Source organism: Deltaproteobacteria bacterium PRO3, from assembly GCA_030263375.1.
GTDB lineage: Bacteria > UBA10199 > UBA10199 > DSSB01 > DSSB01 > DSSB01.
The window spans coordinates 18,497-35,206 of record SZOV01000014.1; the positions used below are offsets into that span (position 1 = coordinate 18,497).

23 protein-coding genes and 1 other RNA gene are annotated in these 16,710 nt (G+C 58.6%); 12 read left to right on the top strand and 12 right to left on the bottom strand.

Annotation, left to right across the window (positions count from 1 at the left end):
- The first annotated feature begins 110 nt into the window (after nucleotides 1-110).
- The 8 genes from FBR05_04065 (at nucleotide 111) to FBR05_04100 (ending at nucleotide 6,629) form a co-directional block, all read left to right on the top strand.
- A complete protein-coding gene (locus FBR05_04065; protein MDL1871362.1) occupies nucleotides 111-1,871 on the top strand; it encodes a hypothetical protein in 1,761 nt (586 codons plus the stop codon).
- Between the two features lie 3 nt (nucleotides 1,872-1,874).
- A complete protein-coding gene (locus tag FBR05_04070; GenBank protein MDL1871363.1) occupies nucleotides 1,875-3,602 on the top strand; it encodes a hypothetical protein in 1,728 nt (575 codons plus the stop codon).
- Between the two features lie 43 nt (nucleotides 3,603-3,645).
- Nucleotides 3,646-4,104: an SsrA-binding protein SmpB gene (gene smpB, locus FBR05_04075; GenBank protein ID MDL1871364.1), complete on the top strand. Its 459-nt coding sequence runs from the start codon at nucleotides 3,646-3,648 to the stop codon at nucleotides 4,102-4,104.
- 158 nt (nucleotides 4,105-4,262) lie between these two features.
- Nucleotides 4,263-4,654: a transfer-messenger RNA gene (ssrA, locus tag FBR05_04080) on the top strand.
- Nucleotides 4,655-4,802: 148 nt separating this feature from the next.
- A complete protein-coding gene (locus tag FBR05_04085; protein MDL1871365.1) occupies nucleotides 4,803-5,030 on the top strand; it encodes a hypothetical protein in 228 nt (75 codons plus the stop codon).
- Between the two features lie 112 nt (nucleotides 5,031-5,142).
- Nucleotides 5,143-5,358 carry a hypothetical protein gene (locus FBR05_04090; protein ID MDL1871366.1) on the top strand — a complete coding sequence of 72 codons (216 nt, stop codon included), beginning with the start codon at nucleotides 5,143-5,145 and terminating at the stop codon, nucleotides 5,356-5,358.
- 87 nt (nucleotides 5,359-5,445) lie between these two features.
- The gene (locus FBR05_04095) at nucleotides 5,446-5,913 is read left to right on the top strand and encodes a hypothetical protein (protein MDL1871367.1); all 468 of its coding nucleotides are present in this window, start codon (nucleotides 5,446-5,448) and stop codon (nucleotides 5,911-5,913) included.
- Between the two features lie 62 nt (nucleotides 5,914-5,975).
- Nucleotides 5,976-6,629, top strand: coding sequence for a hypothetical protein (locus tag FBR05_04100; protein MDL1871368.1), 654 nt, complete (start codon nucleotides 5,976-5,978; stop codon nucleotides 6,627-6,629).
- Between the two features lie 98 nt (nucleotides 6,630-6,727).
- On the opposite strand, the gene FBR05_04105 is transcribed toward FBR05_04100, so the two are convergent.
- The 8 genes from FBR05_04105 to FBR05_04140 all read right to left on the bottom strand — a co-directional run bounded on the left by FBR05_04105 (nucleotide 6,728) and on the right by FBR05_04140 (nucleotide 10,646).
- Nucleotides 6,728-7,036 (bottom strand): hypothetical protein, encoded by a 309-nt coding sequence (locus FBR05_04105; GenBank protein ID MDL1871369.1) that lies wholly within the window; start codon nucleotides 7,034-7,036, stop codon nucleotides 6,728-6,730.
- Between the two features lie 36 nt (nucleotides 7,037-7,072).
- On the bottom strand, nucleotides 7,073-7,537 hold the full coding sequence (locus FBR05_04110; protein MDL1871370.1) for a hypothetical protein: 465 nt from the start codon (nucleotides 7,535-7,537) through the stop codon (nucleotides 7,073-7,075).
- A gap of 16 nt (nucleotides 7,538-7,553) precedes the next feature.
- Nucleotides 7,554-7,871 (bottom strand): DNA-binding transcriptional regulator, encoded by a 318-nt coding sequence (locus FBR05_04115; GenBank protein MDL1871371.1) that lies wholly within the window; start codon nucleotides 7,869-7,871, stop codon nucleotides 7,554-7,556.
- A complete protein-coding gene (locus tag FBR05_04120; GenBank protein MDL1871372.1) occupies nucleotides 7,872-8,219 on the bottom strand; it encodes a type II toxin-antitoxin system HicB family antitoxin in 348 nt (115 codons plus the stop codon). It abuts the gene before it with no gap.
- Nucleotides 8,216-8,449, bottom strand: coding sequence for a type II toxin-antitoxin system HicA family toxin (locus FBR05_04125; protein MDL1871373.1), 234 nt, complete (start codon nucleotides 8,447-8,449; stop codon nucleotides 8,216-8,218). The genes FBR05_04120 and FBR05_04125 overlap by 4 nt, the downstream gene beginning before the upstream one ends.
- A gap of 209 nt (nucleotides 8,450-8,658) precedes the next feature.
- On the bottom strand, nucleotides 8,659-9,075 hold the full coding sequence (locus FBR05_04130; GenBank protein ID MDL1871374.1) for a helix-turn-helix domain-containing protein: 417 nt from the start codon (nucleotides 9,073-9,075) through the stop codon (nucleotides 8,659-8,661).
- An 8-nt stretch (nucleotides 9,076-9,083) separates the two neighbouring features.
- Nucleotides 9,084-9,272: a type II toxin-antitoxin system HicA family toxin gene (locus tag FBR05_04135; protein ID MDL1871375.1), complete on the bottom strand. Its 189-nt coding sequence runs from the start codon at nucleotides 9,270-9,272 to the stop codon at nucleotides 9,084-9,086.
- A 135-nt stretch (nucleotides 9,273-9,407) separates the two neighbouring features.
- Nucleotides 9,408-10,646 carry a DUF2252 domain-containing protein gene (locus tag FBR05_04140; GenBank protein ID MDL1871376.1) on the bottom strand — a complete coding sequence of 413 codons (1,239 nt, stop codon included), beginning with the start codon at nucleotides 10,644-10,646 and terminating at the stop codon, nucleotides 9,408-9,410.
- A 376-nt stretch (nucleotides 10,647-11,022) separates the two neighbouring features.
- Here FBR05_04140 and FBR05_04145 point away from each other — a divergent pair, with 376 nt between their 5' ends.
- Both FBR05_04145 and FBR05_04150 read left to right on the top strand, forming a co-directional pair.
- Entirely contained in the window at nucleotides 11,023-12,462 is a 1,440-nt protein-coding gene (locus FBR05_04145) for an MFS transporter (GenBank protein ID MDL1871377.1), read from the top strand.
- Nucleotides 12,459-13,010 carry a GNAT family N-acetyltransferase gene (locus FBR05_04150; GenBank protein ID MDL1871378.1) on the top strand — a complete coding sequence of 184 codons (552 nt, stop codon included), beginning with the start codon at nucleotides 12,459-12,461 and terminating at the stop codon, nucleotides 13,008-13,010. Before FBR05_04145 ends, FBR05_04150 begins: the two co-directional genes overlap by 4 nt.
- A 3-nt stretch (nucleotides 13,011-13,013) precedes the next feature.
- Here the strand turns inward: FBR05_04150 and FBR05_04155 are convergent, their stop codons facing one another.
- A complete protein-coding gene (locus tag FBR05_04155; protein ID MDL1871379.1) occupies nucleotides 13,014-13,643 on the bottom strand; it encodes a class I SAM-dependent methyltransferase in 630 nt (209 codons plus the stop codon).
- Nucleotides 13,625-14,260 carry a 2-hydroxychromene-2-carboxylate isomerase gene (locus FBR05_04160; GenBank protein ID MDL1871380.1) on the bottom strand — a complete coding sequence of 212 codons (636 nt, stop codon included), beginning with the start codon at nucleotides 14,258-14,260 and terminating at the stop codon, nucleotides 13,625-13,627. Before FBR05_04160 ends, FBR05_04155 begins: the two co-directional genes overlap by 19 nt.
- A gap of 38 nt (nucleotides 14,261-14,298) precedes the next feature.
- Between FBR05_04160 and FBR05_04165 the strand changes: the two genes are divergently transcribed.
- Both FBR05_04165 and FBR05_04170 read left to right on the top strand, forming a co-directional pair.
- The gene (locus FBR05_04165) at nucleotides 14,299-14,814 is read left to right on the top strand and encodes a methylated-DNA--[protein]-cysteine S-methyltransferase (GenBank protein ID MDL1871381.1); all 516 of its coding nucleotides are present in this window, start codon (nucleotides 14,299-14,301) and stop codon (nucleotides 14,812-14,814) included.
- A gap of 48 nt (nucleotides 14,815-14,862) precedes the next feature.
- Nucleotides 14,863-15,384 carry a hypothetical protein gene (locus tag FBR05_04170; GenBank protein ID MDL1871382.1) on the top strand — a complete coding sequence of 174 codons (522 nt, stop codon included), beginning with the start codon at nucleotides 14,863-14,865 and terminating at the stop codon, nucleotides 15,382-15,384.
- A 110-nt stretch (nucleotides 15,385-15,494) separates the two neighbouring features.
- Here FBR05_04170 and FBR05_04175 read toward each other — a convergent pair whose 3' ends face one another.
- Both FBR05_04175 and FBR05_04180 read right to left on the bottom strand, forming a co-directional pair.
- Nucleotides 15,495-15,926, bottom strand: a complete 432-nt coding sequence (locus FBR05_04175) for a glyoxalase (GenBank protein ID MDL1871383.1) — start codon at nucleotides 15,924-15,926, stop codon at nucleotides 15,495-15,497.
- Entirely contained in the window at nucleotides 15,919-16,677 is a 759-nt protein-coding gene (locus FBR05_04180) for a glutathione S-transferase family protein (GenBank protein MDL1871384.1), read from the bottom strand. Before FBR05_04180 ends, FBR05_04175 begins: the two co-directional genes overlap by 8 nt.
- Nucleotides 16,678-16,710 lie beyond the last annotated feature (33 nt).

Below are 16,710 nucleotides of genomic sequence, written 5' to 3' on the forward strand. Positions count from 1 at the left end.
GGGAAGGGCCTCCTCTTCGGAGCCTGGCCACAAGCCGAGGCTTTCACAGGGGAATCAGGCCTGCTAAGGTTATCCGAGCGGGGGCGCGAGGGTATTTTGGAGCGTAGGGAATGAAGCGGAACATGTGGCACATCTTGGGGTTCTTTCTGGCCGCCCTGCTTTGGGGCTGTGGCGGTGCGGGCGGTCCTGCCGCCGGCGCCGGCGGCGCCTTGGACGGCGGCGGGAATTTCGCCGCGGGGCCGGTGTCCCTGCCGGCGCCCAGCATCGTGGCGCCCGACGCGCCTGTCACCTGGACCAGCATCTCCTGCACCAACACCCCCGGCCCCAACTTCGAGTGCCGCGGGACCTCTCAGTCGGTCCTTCCCAACACCGAGATTCAATTTCGCATCTTCGCCCCCGCTGCGGCGGTGCCCCGCGACACCTTCACTACCGTCGCCGACGCCCAAGGCGTGTGGTCGGTGACCCGCGCCGGCGAGGCGGGCGAGTCCGTCGAGATCTGCCCCAAGGAAAACGGCGTCTGCGGCTCCTTCCGTCTCTACAAGCTGCCGCCGGAGGGTGGCGTGGTGGACGGCAATTCCGGGACGATGAAGAACTTAGTGATCGACCCGCAGGGTGACAGTTGGCACTCGCGGCTCATGCCGAAGAGTTTTAGGTTGGGTCGTCTCGTCGCCTCCTGGTTCGTGCCGGAGGCGCGGGCCCAAGAGGCGCTGCGTCCCTACACCCCCATCTTTTGCGGGGACCTGACGTCTTTCGAGATCCTGGAGGCCGTCGGCACGGCTCCTGTCCCGAAGTGCGACCTGTTCCGGGCCCAACGCGGCGGCGGTCCTTCGATACGCGCCGTTACCTTCGACAATTGCCAGCAGAGCGACATCCGCTCGGTGGTCAGCCTGCGCCACCCGCGCACCGGCCAGCCGGTCTTGCTGGTTGCGGTGAAGAACCGCGTCCACGTCGTGGAGACGCAGCCCTCGCCGCGCATCGTGTGGGCCTATAGCTTCCCGGGCGACGTCGTTTCTATCTTGGATCAGGGAGATCGATTCGTCGCCGTCGTCAATGCCCCCACCGGCGTTGCGCACAATCTTTACTATGTTGATCTGAGGCAGAAGGCGCCGGAAGGCACGGGCTGCTACCCCGCCCTCGATTGGTTGAAGGGGACGGAGAACGTCACCTCGTCAGACAGCTTAAGCGAAACCTTCACGATGGTGGTCTACAAGCAGCCGGGCGTCTACCAGGTGATGCTGGGCCGGCACGTCCCGGGCAGCACGGCCTTTCGTAATCAGCCCTGGCCGCTGCTGCCGCCTTCCAACACGCCACTGGAGGCCCGAATCCTCAAGGTCGAGCAGAACTGGGTCTGGGTCGCGGTCCTGAACGCCGCGCAGAAGAACATCAAGATCGTGAAGCACTTCATGCCCGACGCCGACGTCCTCGTCCTGGGCGGCGAGCCGGATCCAGTGCAGGAGATCGCCCTCGAGGGACTGTCGCTGGGAACCGGCAACCTGAGTGTCTTTCGCCCGCACCTCTTCAACGTCAACCGCGAGACCCGCGAGCTGGTCTTCGTCGACGTGTCGGAGCAGGGCTCGAAGTTCGTGGCGATCCCCTACGCCTGGGTGGACGGCAACGTCGGCCCCGTCCGCACGGCGAGCGTCACCGACTTGGGCGGCGCCAGCCCCGCCTCGTTGCGCCGGGACACCAGCGAGGCCGGCGCCGGCTGGGCCTACAACGACGGCACTTGGCAGATCCGCCGCGTACGCACGCAGCGCGAAAATTTGCAGATTCAGCTGCCCGCGCATCTTCTGACGGAGGGTGTGCCGGTACAATTCTACCTCCGGGACGGCGCCGCTCCGGCCCCTGCGACGGAAGAGGATGAGGAATAAGCGATGAAATTTCCCCGCATCCATGGCGTCGCCGCGTTCTGCGGCGCCCTGATCCTGGCCGCCCTGCTTGCCTGCAGCGGCGGCGCGGGCCCCGGCGCCGAGGGAATGGCCGGCGGTCCGATGGACGGGAGCGGCAACTACGCCGCGGGCCCGATGTCCTTGCCCGCGCCCAGCATCATCAACAAAGGCCTGGTGAGCTGCGAAAACGTCCCCGGTCCGACGGTGCAGTGCCGCGGCACCGCGGGCGCGGTGCCGGCCAACGCGCGCGTCAAGCTGACCGTCTACGGCCGCCACATCGCGGCGGCCCCGCACTGGAGCGATTGGCTGGTGCCGAGCGCGCAGGCCGTTCCCGGCAACACCTCCATTTGCAACGCCAACGGGGCGGGCGCCTTCGGTCTGGCGGGCGAGTGCTCGGTGATCGCCGCCACCGGCGAGAAGATCGGTATCTGCGTCGCGAGCGGCGACGCCTGCGTCAGCGCCGAACTGCTGTTGACCGTCCCCGTCGAGGGCGGCGTCGTCAGCGGCGCCACCGCCACCATCAAAAGCATGTCGACGACGAGCGACGGCTACATCATCTTCGGACGCCGCGCCGAGCCGCGCAAGGAATCCGCATTTGCCTTCCGTTGGACCGACCTGTTTTTCGGCACCGCCCGCGCCCAAGAAGTCGAGGGGGCGCCGAAGTTGACCCTGCCGCCGGCCGTCGCGGCGAGCTGTCCCGGAAATCCGAACGCGCAGGTGGATCTTGCGGAGACCTACAAGGCCCCCGAAGGGCAATGGCTGACGATCAAGGCGCAAAAGGGCGGTGCGGTGCAGGAGTTGTTCCAACTTCCCGGGACCCAGGACGACTTGCAGGCGATCAATGCCGACAAGATCGGCAACATTACTTATATCTCGGTGGCGATGAAGAATACTTTGGTGATTGTGCACCGTGATTCGAAGCGGCCAATGACGCAGATCGTGTTTCCCGCCTCGATCAAGTCGATGCGCGGCGGCTCCACGATGGAAGTTTTTCTGGAGGTGCCGAAGGGTGAGCCGTCTTTATACGAGGTCAAGGCGGACAGCTTCGAGACCCAATGCGTCGATACCGTCGAGTCCAATTCCCTGACGCGCCCCATCTCCTTTTCCCGCTCCATCGGGCAATACCGTCCGCCCGGCGAGGGCTTCCGGGTGCCGCAGCCCTTCGGTGTCTCCGGCGGGGTGGGCGAGAACGAGCCGACGGCGGATTTTCAGTTGGTGTATTCTCAAGAGGGGCAGGGCGATATCCCCGCCTTCGAAGGCGTGATCCACCGCCAGGCGACGCCCCTGAGGGATTTTTATATCCTGGCCGTGACGCAGGAGCGCGCGCAGATGGCGGTCTTGGATCCCGCCGCCAACCGTATCTTGTTCTTCAGCCGCGACTTGGTCTCGGGCGAGAACCACATGACGCCCTTGTCGTTGGAAGGGATCACCGTCAGTCCGGTCGCGATGAAGTATGTCAATCAGGACAGGTATCCCTATTTCTTCGTGGTGCTGGACTCCAACGAGCGCGGCGCCAAGGCCGTGATGATCCCGTTGAACCGCAGGGCCGAGGGCGGCGAGCTGCAGCCTTATCTGGCGGGCGTCCGCTCGGTCGACTTGGGGCCCATCGTCGCCGACACGCTCGAGCTCAACCAGATGGCCTTTTGGGAGTGGGCCACCTTCGACCGCGTCGGCGGGCAGGTGAAGACCTTCGTCCTGGGTCCCCGCGATTGACTTTCCCCGATATCTCTGATGTTTTTGCGCCCCGAGGTCCAAGATGGGCGGAAAGCCGCTTTGCGAGAACCGCAAGGCACGATTCAATTACGAGATTTTGGAGAAGTTCGAGGCGGGCATCGCCCTGCTGGGCAGCGAGGTGAAGTCGCTGCGCGAGGGCGGCGGCAACCTCGCGGACGCCTACGCGCATTTCCAGCGCGGCGAGCTGTGGCTGGCCAACGCGCACATCGCGCATTTCAAGGCGGCGAACCAGTTCAACCACGAGCCGACGCGGCAGCGTAAGTTGTTGATGAAACACCAGGAGCTGGAACGCCTCCAAGGAAAAATCCAGGAGAAGGGCTTGACCCTGATCCCGATGAGCTTATATTTGAAGAACGGCCGCGTGAAGGTCGAGTTGGGTTTGGGGAAGGGCAAGAAGGCCCACGACAAGCGCGACACGATCAAGAAGCGCGAGAGCGACCGCGAGCTGAAGCGGGTGCAGAAGTCGCTCAAGAGGTTTTAGTTCGGTCTTTTACAATGATGGCAAGCTCTTTTGATTCGTCGATGTATTCCCCATGCTGTTAATGATGAAGGTACCTTAACCGCTGGGGGTTGAAGGGGGAGGGCGGAGCCCGCCCCCTGGGCTTTAGCCGGGACGGACTTGCTCCGGCCCGGCGAATAGGGGCTGACATGGCTTCGACGGAGATTCGGAGGTGCCTGTGGCAGGCCGAGGAGTATGGACCTCGTCAAAACTATGCAAAACCACAATTGCCAACAGCAATGTGATCAAGGTGGACTTCGCTCGCAAGAGCGTTGCTCCCCTCGCCTTAGCGGCCTAATCCGCTTAGCTAAGCCGTCCCCCCCGTCGCGCCCATAAGCGGGGTCAGGGCGTCATTACTTGGGCTAGCGAGCGCCGGTGCTTAGGACGGCGTGAGCGAAACAACTCTTAGGCTGGTCCAGGGACGATCCTGTCGGCGGGGTCGAACTGGATAAGAATAAATACACCGAATAAGCCTGTAGAAGCATGTATCGAAGGTCTTCGGACGCGGGTTCGATTCCCGCCAGCTCCACAAAAAACCCACCTATTTGGTGGGTTTTCTTTTTTAGGAATAAAAAAATATAAAAAAGACGCAGGTATGAAAATCGGTCGAATTATCCCGATCTAGTTCGAAATTCGAACCTCCGTCTTCAGGGGTTTCATTAGACCTTTTGGAGATTTACTTGGATGAGACATACAGCCTGAATGGATTTCTGGATGCTGAAAAGAGGCTCCGTTTCATAATTGAACTTGTCAGCTCCACCATCTATCGCGTGAAAGATGATATCCAATACATTTTTAGGTTGGCAGACGAGGCCCGCAAAGCTCATGAAGTTGAGCAAGCTGCACAAGATGTACTGCAAAGAGCTGCTGGAAAGGTCGCTTCGACTCCAGAAATTGAGAAGGTCTAATTGTTCAAAGTCAAGCGGGCTCCGGGAAATTACCGGGGCCCGCTTATTGTGTCCTCAAGCAATATGGAAGTGTTTGATTACCCCCAATTTTCCAACCCCTAAGCTGAATGCGATGGCCACCGCGGTGGGCGATATTGCCGAAATGAGCCTGAGCACACTACGCACGGTCAAAAAATTCCTAGAGGACATATCGCCCGGTAATCCGGACTCGCAAGCTTTGCAGGATCTTCTCTTGCTTGTTGCTGACTCCATCAGTCGGATCAATGATGATATTGTGTATATTTCTGGTTTGAATGAGAAACCTAGCGATTGTAATGGAAAAATATGAAACGCCTGAAATGGGGGTAGTGATGAGTGTCATGCTATTTAGAGGATGTTATTGACTCTAACAATTTTAGCCGTTTAATTTATCCGAGTGAATTTCAACGTTGAAAAACTGTTGGGGTATTGGGGAGCCGGGCTTTCAACTGTCCTTGCCATCCTGAAGATTTATGATTTTTACTACGACAGAGTACACATCAAGGTGAAAGTGAAGGGCGGATGGAGAGCTGGGCCGGTCAGCCCTTATGGAGATAAAGATCTTATTTTGATTTCAGTCTGTAACGAAGGAAGGAGATCGGCCACTATAACGAAAGCAGCCCTATTAATGCCGCGGACGATTGACCACAAGTATGTGGTTTGTCTTGATTCTATCACGGCGGTGAGGCCTGTAGACCTTACTGAAGGAAAAGCTCACGACTATGTGATAGTTGAAGATGAAGTCAAAAAGCTAGGAAGCATTAACCCTCAAAAATATGTAGCAGTTGTTTATGATGCCACAGGAAAAGGTTATTGGTCTCATGGTCCAATCAGAAGATTGTGGCGGGTAGGGAGATGGGCATAGACACAGACGCGGTCAACTACAGGAGGGTGAAACATCTCTTATTGGCTGTTGCCTAATTCTCCATGAATATTGCTGAGGTAAAATTGAAAATCGATGCTAGCCAACCTTCTCATATAGATTTGATAAGGTTAATGGTAGCGATTAACGATATTCAACGAGCAAACCGTTGCATGATTGCCGATATTGTTCCGCCACCAAATGTTCCAGTAATTGGTTTTGATAAGGATTCTAGAGGTTACAATTTATATTTTGTTCGTCTGGTTTGTGGTCACCTAAAAGAAGGATTGAATGCTTTTAGAAAACTTGTCCAGGACCCTATTGCGAGAAAAATTATTCTTAACTGGGAGGGAGAAAAAAAACGAGTTTACGAAGTTTTGTGTAAAGCTTCTGACCCTAACGATCCTCAATGTTTTTTTAAAAAGGAACTTGCCGACTTGCGAGATGATGCCTGTTTTCATTATCCGTATGAAAAATTCCAAAACCAAATTACAAATGATTCTAAAGAAGGACTTCCTGCAATTATTTATGCAGGAGAAACTTATGGAGAAACTTATTATCGATATGCTGACGATCTCATTGCTAGAATCATTTTTAAAACCGCAAATGGAACTGAGGATGGATTTAAAGCTCTCATTGCACAGGTGAGAGATCTTCAAAGAGATTTAACTATATTTGTTGACGCCTATTTATCGGACTCCGGATTGATAGACGGATGATCCAGGTATTTCTAAATTAAAACTGCGCCTGCGATTGTCCTTATGTGAATTAGGCTAACAAAAATCCTGCTGAAAGATGGTCCTTTCTATTGAAAAACTCATAGAGTTAGTTGCCCATGTATTTGTTTATATCCGGTACGAATTCCCAGTATTGCTGGAATGAATAAAATCAAAAAGGTTTTAATTCGAAATCCCATTCTTTGTTCCTCATGAATCCCAAGTAAGCCTGGCGCGAAGAAACTTATGATGAGGATAATCGCAAGCGTAAGAATGAATATCGTTAGAACGGATGGAGGGCTTTCACTTTCCTCTTTTATTTTTGTAATGGGAAACCAATAGGCGGCGCTCATAATCAGCCAAAGTAAGACTGCTTGGACCACCGAGCGCATGATTTCCCACCATTCCATAGGAATTGTCCTTGTTGACTGCGTAGGTTCTTATTTTTATGCCTTGTGTTTCAAGGCAATTTCGAAGCCGGCAGGATCCTTTCCGATAATTTCGTCCCCAAAATAAGTATCGGTTTCGATTTGTCGAAGATGTCCGACGAGATAATCCCAGCTTCGCTTCGTCGTTCGTTGAACAATGCCAAAATAGGTGTAGTCCTCCGACCGTCGGGAAGGAGAAATGCAATCCACCAGTCGAACTTCGAGAAGCCCCGCTTCTTTTTCCCTACGAGGATGGATGTAAATCGTCTCGCCGATAAAATATTCCGGAGCATTCTCCCCCTTGGGCTTTTTCTTGCTCCGAGATTTTGGAGCTTCGAGTCCAAGCTCGATCAACCGTTGATGAGTCAGTTTGTCGTCGATGCGTCTATGTTTCCGACTGAGTTGCTTGGCTTCTTGCCTGGGACCCCGAAAAGCGCCGCGGCCTTTCTTTGAACCACTATGTTCCGTCTTTAAGTATCTCATGGGTATTCTTTCTGAATCATGCGACCGCACTGATGCCGTATTTCTCAACCAGTGAAAGTAATTTAAGGGCCGGGCCAGAAGGGCGCTTTTCTCCGCGCTCCCACTTGCTAACCAGGCTTATCGTGACGTTCAGATAATTGGCGAAGACTGCCTGGCTTACATGTTCCCTCTGGCGAAGCGCCTTGATCTTCTTCGGCGTCAGGGGCTGGATGGGCGTCAGGCACGATTCGTCAAAGCGGCGCATTGTTTGCTTGTCGATCATGCCGGCTTCATGAAGATCGCCTGCAGTTTCGTGAATGGCGGCTTTGACTCCTTTTTGGTACGTCTGATTCATCTAACCGACCGATTTCTCCAAAATCTCCTCGACGAGACGATTCAACGACTTGCCGTTGCCTTCAGCCTTGAGGACCAGGGCCTTATGAATCTGAGGTCGGATGCGTGTCATGAACTTTCCTGAATATTTCTTCGTGGCTACCGGCTCCGGAATGGGATTTCCCGCCGCCTTGGCGCCCATGATCCAGGACTCGATGGCATCTTCGGCATTGCGAGCCGCTTCTTCAAAGGTCGTTCCGTGCGTGGCACAGCCCGGAAGTTCGGGGACCTCCGCGATATAGGCGTCATCTTCCGGAGACCAGTAGATTCTCACCCCGTATTTGTATCCGCTTTTCTTTTTTGCTTTCATAACAGCCCTCCTTTTTTCAGGACCGCCTTCACTTGCTTTTGCTGGTACGGCTTAATCTCTTTGCTGTGAGTCGCTATCGTTATTGGGTCGAAACCGGCTCGAAACCATACTTCGTGAGAGCCCTTTCCGCCTATTTTGTTGAAGCCAACCCGCTTTAGGAGCGTCTCCAGTTCCGCTTTTTTGATCGTTTCATTTTCAAGTTTTGCCAGGAGTTTCTTGTTGTTGCCCACTTCTGCATAGTATCAAAATTGATATTACTTGCAAGGGTCGATTGACGGGGATTTATGAAACAAAATGTGAGGGGTAACGAGGCAGGCCGGGGGCATAATTGGGGGCAATATTTAAAATCGTATAAATAAAATTTATTAATTACAATGACTTATGATGGTTATTCCATAGCCGCCAGCTCCACACCAAACCGCCGAAAGGCGGTTTTTTTTTAGCGCCTCACAATGGTCAGGCATAGACCGGACTTCGGATTGACCGTTTTAACAAAACGATCGATGAAATCGATTCCAGGCATGGATCGCCCCGTCTCATACTGGGCATATGCCCCATGTGCCGTATAATCCATCGCCTTGGCGACTTCGCGAACCGACAGATTTTTGGCTTCTCTTTGCCGTTTGAGGAATAGCGCCATCAAACGAGCCGGCTCGTTGGAAGATACAAGAAAATCCTTTGGGCCTGTGGACTCCACGATAACCTTAAAACCGTTCTTGTTTGCCAGGGTCTCGATCGCATCGGCGATCATTTTTAGGGCTTCCTTTTTGCTTCTGCCTTGCGTCGCTAAGTCCAGTTCGGGGACTTCGACCATCCAAAACTTGCCATCCTTTTGCAGCTTACCCGTAAAATACATAGGACCTCCTATTTCCCCTTGGGCGGATTGTTCTCCGCCTTCTTCAAGATCTTCTTTGCGAGGATTTCTCCGATCTCGCTATGTCTAGGAACCGGTTCTTCCATATCGCCATTCGTCCAAACTTCGTGGTTTCCACCTTGCCTTTTTAGCCACCAGCCGAATGCTTTAAGCTTTCTTTCCACCTCCCGTTTTTTCATTTGAGGATTGTATATATATTTACATACAAATCAAGTAATGAAAGGAGGGGGTAGGGTGTTAGGGTGGTGAAATAATTGGGGGTTAAACTCAGGGAGTTGATGTGAAAATAAGTAATTGCAGGCAATTATGTGTCCTCACCGCTCCACCACCACCTCAATCCTCCCCGCCCGAACCGCCTTTTTGAACAATCCGTAATCCCGCTCGTTCTGGTCGGCGTAGGCCTCCGCGAAATCCGCCACGGCCTCGTCCAAGACGTCGCTTTTCCCCATGTAGCCGGAAAGGAGCGCCGCCGTTCCGGAGCGCGCGTGGGCCCGGGCCAGCGCCCAACCGCAGGCCCCGCCGTACTCCGCCAGGTGCTGGGCGTTGAAGATCTCCACCAAGGGCTTCAGCTTGAAGTCGCGCAATTGCCGAATGTAAAAATCCTTGCCCCGGCTCGAACGGGCCCATCCCAGGAAAATATCGCTGGCCGCCTGCATGATGCGCTGCCCGACCACCACCCGTTGTCCGTGATTTTTGAATGGGCTCTTCCCGGAGTAGGGCTCCAAAACTGAGGACCGCGCCTCCTTGATTTGCAAAATGAGGGGGTCGCCCTCCTGCGAAAGAAACAAGGCTACCATGCAAATCGTCCCCACGCTCCCGATGCCGACCACCTTGATCGCAACGTCGGCGAGTGAATAGCGGTCGTACAAGATCCGCCGTTCGTGCGGCAGGGAGTCCCGATACATCTTGAAGCCGTCATGGACGCGACGGGCGATATCGGGAAATTTCTTTTTATCCGCGTGGTAAATGAAGGGCGGGTCGTCCTTGAACAGGGTTCGGCCGTCCTTCTCCTCCACCAATTTGGGAAAATCCGCCTCCGCGGAGGTCTTGCTGACGGCTTTCTTCAAGCGCTTGCGTCTCAACTTGAGCATTTCCGGGTCCTGGGTGGTTTCGATCAAGGCCTTGGCGTCTATCGAAGCGTACCAAGCCTCCAGCACATTCATCTCGGCGAGCTCGAGCATGCGCTCCCGATAGGATCGAACGGTCGCCAGGGCCGCCTCGCGGCATTGAGGCTTCGACAATCCATTGTTGCGCCCCGCGATGACGAAACTCGCCGCCAGGCGCTTTAGGTCCCACTCCCAGGGCGCGGGGTGAGTCTCGTCAAAGTCGTTGATGTCGAAAATCACCCGGCGTTCCGGGGTGCCGAATCCCCCAAAATTGAGCAGGTGGCAGTCCCCGCAGGCCTGCAGGGTGATTCCGTTGCGGGCCGTGTGCGCCAAATCCGCCGCCATAATCGCGGCGGCGCCCCGGTAAAAGGTGAAGGGAGAGGCGAGCATGCGACCGTATCGAATGGGGATCAGCTCGGGAAGACGGCCTTTGCTGGACTTGGTCAAGATATCGACGGGGTCGGGGCGTGAGGCATGAACCTGGTATGTCGCTTGCGACTTTCGGGAGGTCTTTTGGCGCAATCGCTTGCCGGCATCGAATAATTCATGCCGGGCGATCAAGGCGGGTTGAGCGATCTCTTTGGGGGACATCTTTGGTGCCATGTTTAGGCCTACAGATCCCTTCAACAACGCAAGGTATTAAAATGGTAGGCTTGGGGAACGTCTCATGCAAGCCGAGAATGAATGTATCCTGTGTCCTTATGAATACTTCGGCGGCGGGTCGTGCCGCGCCGGTCCGCAGCAAAATCGTATCCCTTGCCTCCCGAACCTTTTCAAAATACCCTGAACCAGCCTCCAAGCCCCACATCCCGGAGCCTGCTTCGTGAAAGCCCAGCCTAATTCCAACAATCTCTTCGGCCTCACGACCGTCATCGTCCTCCTCGTCTCCGTCGACGCGATGGACAGCATCATGGTGGGGACGGCCATGCCGACAATCCTCGCCAGCCTCGGCGGCATCGGTTGGTACGGTTGGACGGTGGGCGCCTTCGGGCTGGCCAGCTTCGCCGCGATTCCCATCTTCGGCCACCTCACCTCGCGCTGGAGATTGCGCAACGTCATCTTCCTAGCCCTGGGACTCTTCCTCCTCGGTTCCGTCGCCGCGGCCTTGGCGCCGAAGATGAAATTGCTCGTCGGCGCGCGGGTCCTGCAGGGACTCGGCATGGGCGGGATCACCGCGCTGCCCTTCGCCATCATCTCCACCCAATATCCCTCGCAGCACCGCGCCAAGCCGCTGGGCCTGATCTCGCCGGTCTTCGTGGTCTGCGGCCTGCTGGCCCCCTTCCTCGCCTCCCAGCTCCTCGAGCGCGCGGCCTGGCCCTGGGTCTTTTGGATCAACATCCCCTTGGTGCTGATCATCGGCGCCCTCGTGTTTCGCATGCTGCCGCCGACGCCGCCGGCCGCCGCCGCGGGGCCCGCAGCCAAGATGAATCTCTTGGGCCCCATCCTGTTCAGCGTCCTAGCCGGCTTCTCCCTCAAGGCCTTCACCTCGGTCTGGCCGGTGAACCTGATCCAATGGGGGGTCGCCGTGGCGGCCTTGGCCGTCTTCGTCTGGCACGAGCGCCGCCACCCCAATCCCTTCATCCCCGCCGACGCCTTCAGCCTCGCCAAGCCGCTCGGCGCAATCTTCCTGGCGGTGATTTTGGTGCGGGCCTGCTTCGGCGCGGCGCGCATCTACGTCCCGCTCCTGCTGGAAGGCGTCTGGGGCCTGAACGCCCTGGCCGCGGGCTTCAGCCTCACCCTGGCCTCGCTCACCTGGAGCGGCGGCGGATTTTTCGTCGCGGCCAAGCGGGCGACGCGAACGCCGCTCGCGAAGTGGGGGACCCTGCTCATCGTCGCGTCCCTCGCCATGCTCTTGGCGGTCCTGTGGACCCAAAGCGAGGTGCTGCTCGCCTACGGCCTCTGGGCCTTGGTCGGCTTAGGCATGGGCGTCGCCACCTCGATCTACAGCGCCGCCGCCATGCAGCTCGCCGAGGCCTACCCGCGGGGCGTGACCGGCTCGACCCTGCAGCTGGGCACGGCCCTCGGCAGCGCGCTGGGACCGGCCGCCGCCAACACCATCGCCCAGCTGGGATTTTCCAAGGGCTTCGACCCGAAGCTCTTGGACGAGGGCGCCTTGACCGGCGCCTCGCTGCGCTCGCTCCTGCTCGGCGCCAGTTTCGCGCAGGGGCTGGCGATTGTCTTGGCCCTCGCCAGCATCTTGATGGCTTGGCGCTTCTTTCGCTCGCAGCGGCCGGCGGCGGGGAAGGGAGGGGAGGCGGGGTGAAAGAGCTCGTCGTGTCGCTCGAGACGCCGCGGCTGCGGCTGCGCCCCTGGAAGGACTCCGACCTCGAGCCCTTCGCGAGGCTCAACGCCGATCCCCGCGTCATGGAGTTTTTTCCGAAAACGCTGAGCCGCGAGGAGAGCGACGCCGTGGCCGCGGCGATCCGCGCGCGCTTCGACGCCTGGGGCTACGGTTTCTGGGCGGCGGAATTGAAGTCGAGCGGCGCCTTTATCGGATTCATCGGCCTCTCCCACCCGAGCTTCCAGGCCCACTTCACGCCTTGCACCGAGATCGGCTGGCGGCTGGACCCCGCGTATTGGGGCCAAGGCCTCGCCACCGAGGGGGCGCGGGCCGCGGCGGCCTTCGCCTTCGACACCCTGCGATTGCCCGAGTTGGTTTCCTTTACCGTCCCCGCCAATCTCCGCTCGCGGGCCGTGATGGAGCGCCTGGGCATGCGGTGGGACCCCGCCGAAGACTTCGACCACCCCGGCCTGCCCGAGGGGCATCCGCTGCGACGCCACGTCCTGTATCGCCTGAAATCTCCCCAGTAGAATTTATTTCCGGCTCACCACCGCCAGCCAGGGCTGCTCGTGCCGGGGCTTGCCGGCGGGGCGGTAATAATGACGCAGCACCGTGAAGCCGGCGGCCTCGAGGTAGCGGCGGTAGGCCTCGAATTCCATGAAGGTGCCGTAGCGGCCGCCCTGCCAGCCCTCGTCTTGGCCGCGGGGATTGGAAGAGAACAAGACCCCGCCGGGGCGCAGGCTGGTCCAAAACTCGCGAAGGACCCGCGGCAGTTCCTGGGAAGGGACGTGGAAGAGGCTGGCGTTGGCGAAGATCCCGTCGAAACCCTCCGCCGGCAGCTCCAATTTCAAGAAATCCTGCTGCCACACCTCGCAGCCGGAATGCTCGCGCGCCATTCTGCAGAAGGCGGGACAGCCCTCCAGGCCGACCGTGCGGTGGCCAAGGCGGGCGAAGGCGGCCAGGTCGCGGCCCGGGCCGCAGCCGAAGTCGAGGATGTCGTAGCGCTCCTTCGGCGGCAGCGCCTCCAAGAGGGCCTGGATGTTCTGCCGGACGTCGTGGTCCTTCGTGCCCTCCCAAAAATCCGCCGCGCGGCCCTCGTAGTCGGCGAGCGTCCGTTGAGAGATCTCTTCTAAGGTTTGCGGGTCTAAGGTCGTTCGCACCATGCCAAAGCATCCTCCAGGCGGTCGTCGCCCCAAAACAGCTCTTCGCCGACCACGAAGGAAGGCGCCCCGAAGATGCCCAGCGACTTCGCCCGTTCGGTCTGCGCGCGCAGCGCGGCCTTGTTTGCCTCGGCCTCGGCGCGCTTCAAGACCTCCGCGGGTTCTAGGCCCAGGCCGGCAAGCAGCGGGGATAAGACCTCAAGTCGGCCGATGTCCAAGTCCTCGACGAAATTCGCCGCGTAGACCCGGCGCGAAAATTCCGGCGCCCAGCCCTCGCCGGCGCCGAGCAGCGCGATGCGCGCGGCCGGCAGGCCGTTGCGCGGAAACTGCGAAGGCCTGCGGAAGGCCAGCCCGTAGCGCCCCGCGCGCCGCTCCAGGTCGCGCCACATGTAGCGGCCCTTGACCGGAAAGTGATTGAAGGGCGAATCCGTCCAGCCCTGCTCTTTAAAGATCGGCCCCAGCAGGAAGGGGCGCCAGCGCACCTCGATCCCGCGCGCTCGGGCGAGCGATTCGATGCGCAGCGCCGACAGGTAGGAATAAGTGCTGGCGAACTCGTAGAAAAATTCCAAGGTCCTCACCGGGCCCACCGGGGTTTGACTATTTTGGGAAATCGGGTTCATCTGTAGGTGAGGATGTCTCAATGACGCGAAAAAGTCTAATGCCTGTTCGGGAAGATTATATTTCGACACCCCTGGGCGTGATGAGTGTCGAGTACTCTCCGGAGGGGAATCTTCTAAGACTCGAGTTTATGCCGTCGGATTCGGAATCAAGCTCTGCTAGTCCCGTCGTTAGTTCCAAGGCCTCGTCCTTGTCCCTCCAAATAGGAGAATATTTCGCGGGGGCGCGCCGCGACTTCGACATCCCGCTCGCCCCCGAGGGCACCGAATTTCAAAGGCGGGTCTGGGAAGAGCTGCGCCGCATTCCTTGCGGGAGTACCATTTCCTACGCCGAGCTGGCGCGGCGCCTCGGCGACCCGCGGGCCGTTCGCGCCGTCGCCCGGGCCAACGCCCTCAACCCCATCGCCATCCTGATCCCCTGCCACCGCGTCATCGGCAGCGACGGGACCCTGACCGGCTATGCGGGCGGGCTGGAGCGCAAGGCGCGCCTCTTGGAGTTGGAGGGCGCGATCGTGCCCCCGGAGCGACGACAAATTTCCTTGTTTCCCCAAGTTTAAGTTCTAAACTAAGGGCCGCACGGGGCTCATTTTAACGGGAGGTTCGCCATGAGAAGGTTCTCTATCTTCATTTTATTCTTGGCCGTCTCGGCCTTGCCGCTTGGCTCCGGCTTCGCGGCCAAGGCGAAAAAGTCCCCCGCGGACGCGCCCTTCGAGACCCTCAAGTCTCTCCAGGGCACCTGGAAGGGGCAGATCGAGATGGACGGAAAGAAGGAAGAGGCGACGCTGGTCTATAAGGTCACTTCGGGCGGGACCGCCCTCGAAGAGACTATCTTCGCCGGCAGTCCCAAGGAGATGGTTTCGGTCTACTTCCAAGATAAAGACCGCGTGATGATGACCCACTACTGCGCGCTCGGCAACCAGCCCCGCATGCAGGTCACCGAATCGGCCAAGGGCAAGATTCGTTTCGAGATGGTCGACGCCACCGGGATGAAGACGCCGCAGGACCCCCACATGGGCGGGCTGACCCTCACCCTCAAGGACAAGGATCGCTTCGAGCAGGCCTGGGTGCATTACAATCCCGACGGCACCAGCAACACCTCGGTCTTCGCCTGGGAGCGGGTAAAATAATCGCCGCGTTTGACCTGTTACCGATTGCTCCTGCTCTGCCGAGAGAGGAAGATTCCGGTGATCGGCCTCAATATTTACTCCGGCGGGAATAAAATCAGTTTTTCAACAGCTTAATAGCCCCGGTCGCCGACGCGGCGGATGGCGCGACGCCCGAAGATCGCCGCGGGCGAGCGGTAGTGCTTGAACTCGAGCAGGTTGCCCGAGGGGTCTTGCAGGAAGAAGGTGCGGTGCTCGACGGGGGTGCCGGGGAAACGCACCTTCGGCTCTTGGTAGAATTTCAATTTTTTGCGTCGCGCCCGGGCGAGCAGCCGCTTCCAGGCCGCGAGGGTGGGGAAGACCAAACCGAAATGCCGCGGGTAGATCCCGCGCTGCGCCCGCGGCTCGCGGTCGCTGAGCTGGGCCACGATCTGATGGCCGCCCAGCTGGAGGATCAGCGAGTGCTTCGACTCGCGGCCGGCCTTGCAGCCCAAGGACAAGTAGAACTTCTTCGCCGCGGCCAGGCTGCGCACGGGAAAGGCCAGGTGGAAGCGAGGTTCAGCCATGGGCTCGGCCTCGCTTGCGGTAGTCGCGGTAAATTCGGTGCACGTAGCGCCCGAGGGCGGAGTCGGCCCATTGCGCGTTCAGCTTCCTCAATGGCTCCGGCAGGCTGTCGATCGCGGGCCAGGGATAGTCGTGCTCCGGTGGCGTGAAGAGCGGCGCCAGGAGCGCCGCGGCCGCCATGTCGGCGCGGCCGAAGCGGCCGCCGACCAGAAATTCCCGGCGCGCCACCTCGCGGTCCAGGCGCCGCAGAGCCTCGTCGAGGGCCTGCTTCGAGCGCTTCACCGGATCGGGGTAGATGTTCATACTCTTGCGCATCAGTCGCTTTACCAAGGGATAGGTGAAGAAATATAAATATTTTCCGTACCAGGCCTGCTGCTCCAAGATCAGCTTCGGCATCAGGCTGGGCTCGTCGAGCAGGTAGTGATAGAAGTAGCGCCGCAGGTGCTTGCCGACCTCGGCGTCGCAATATTCCTCCCACTCCAAGGCCTCCTTTTGCTCCCCGGCCTTCTCCGGGATCAGGGGAGGGGAGGGGATGGCCGTCTCGAGAAACTCGAGAATGTTCGTCGAGTCCTGCAGGATCTTGCCCTCGTAGTCCAGGATCGGGACGCAGGTGCGCTTGGCCAGGCGCTTGGTGGTGAGGATGTGCGGGCCGGGCAGGAGGTTGACGATCTCGTAGGGCAAGCCCTTGTAGTCGAGGGCCCAGCGGCTCTTCTCGCAGTAATGAGAGATGGGAAATTGGTAGAGTCGGATCATCCGGGATCCTTAGGAGACGAAGGCCTTGACGCC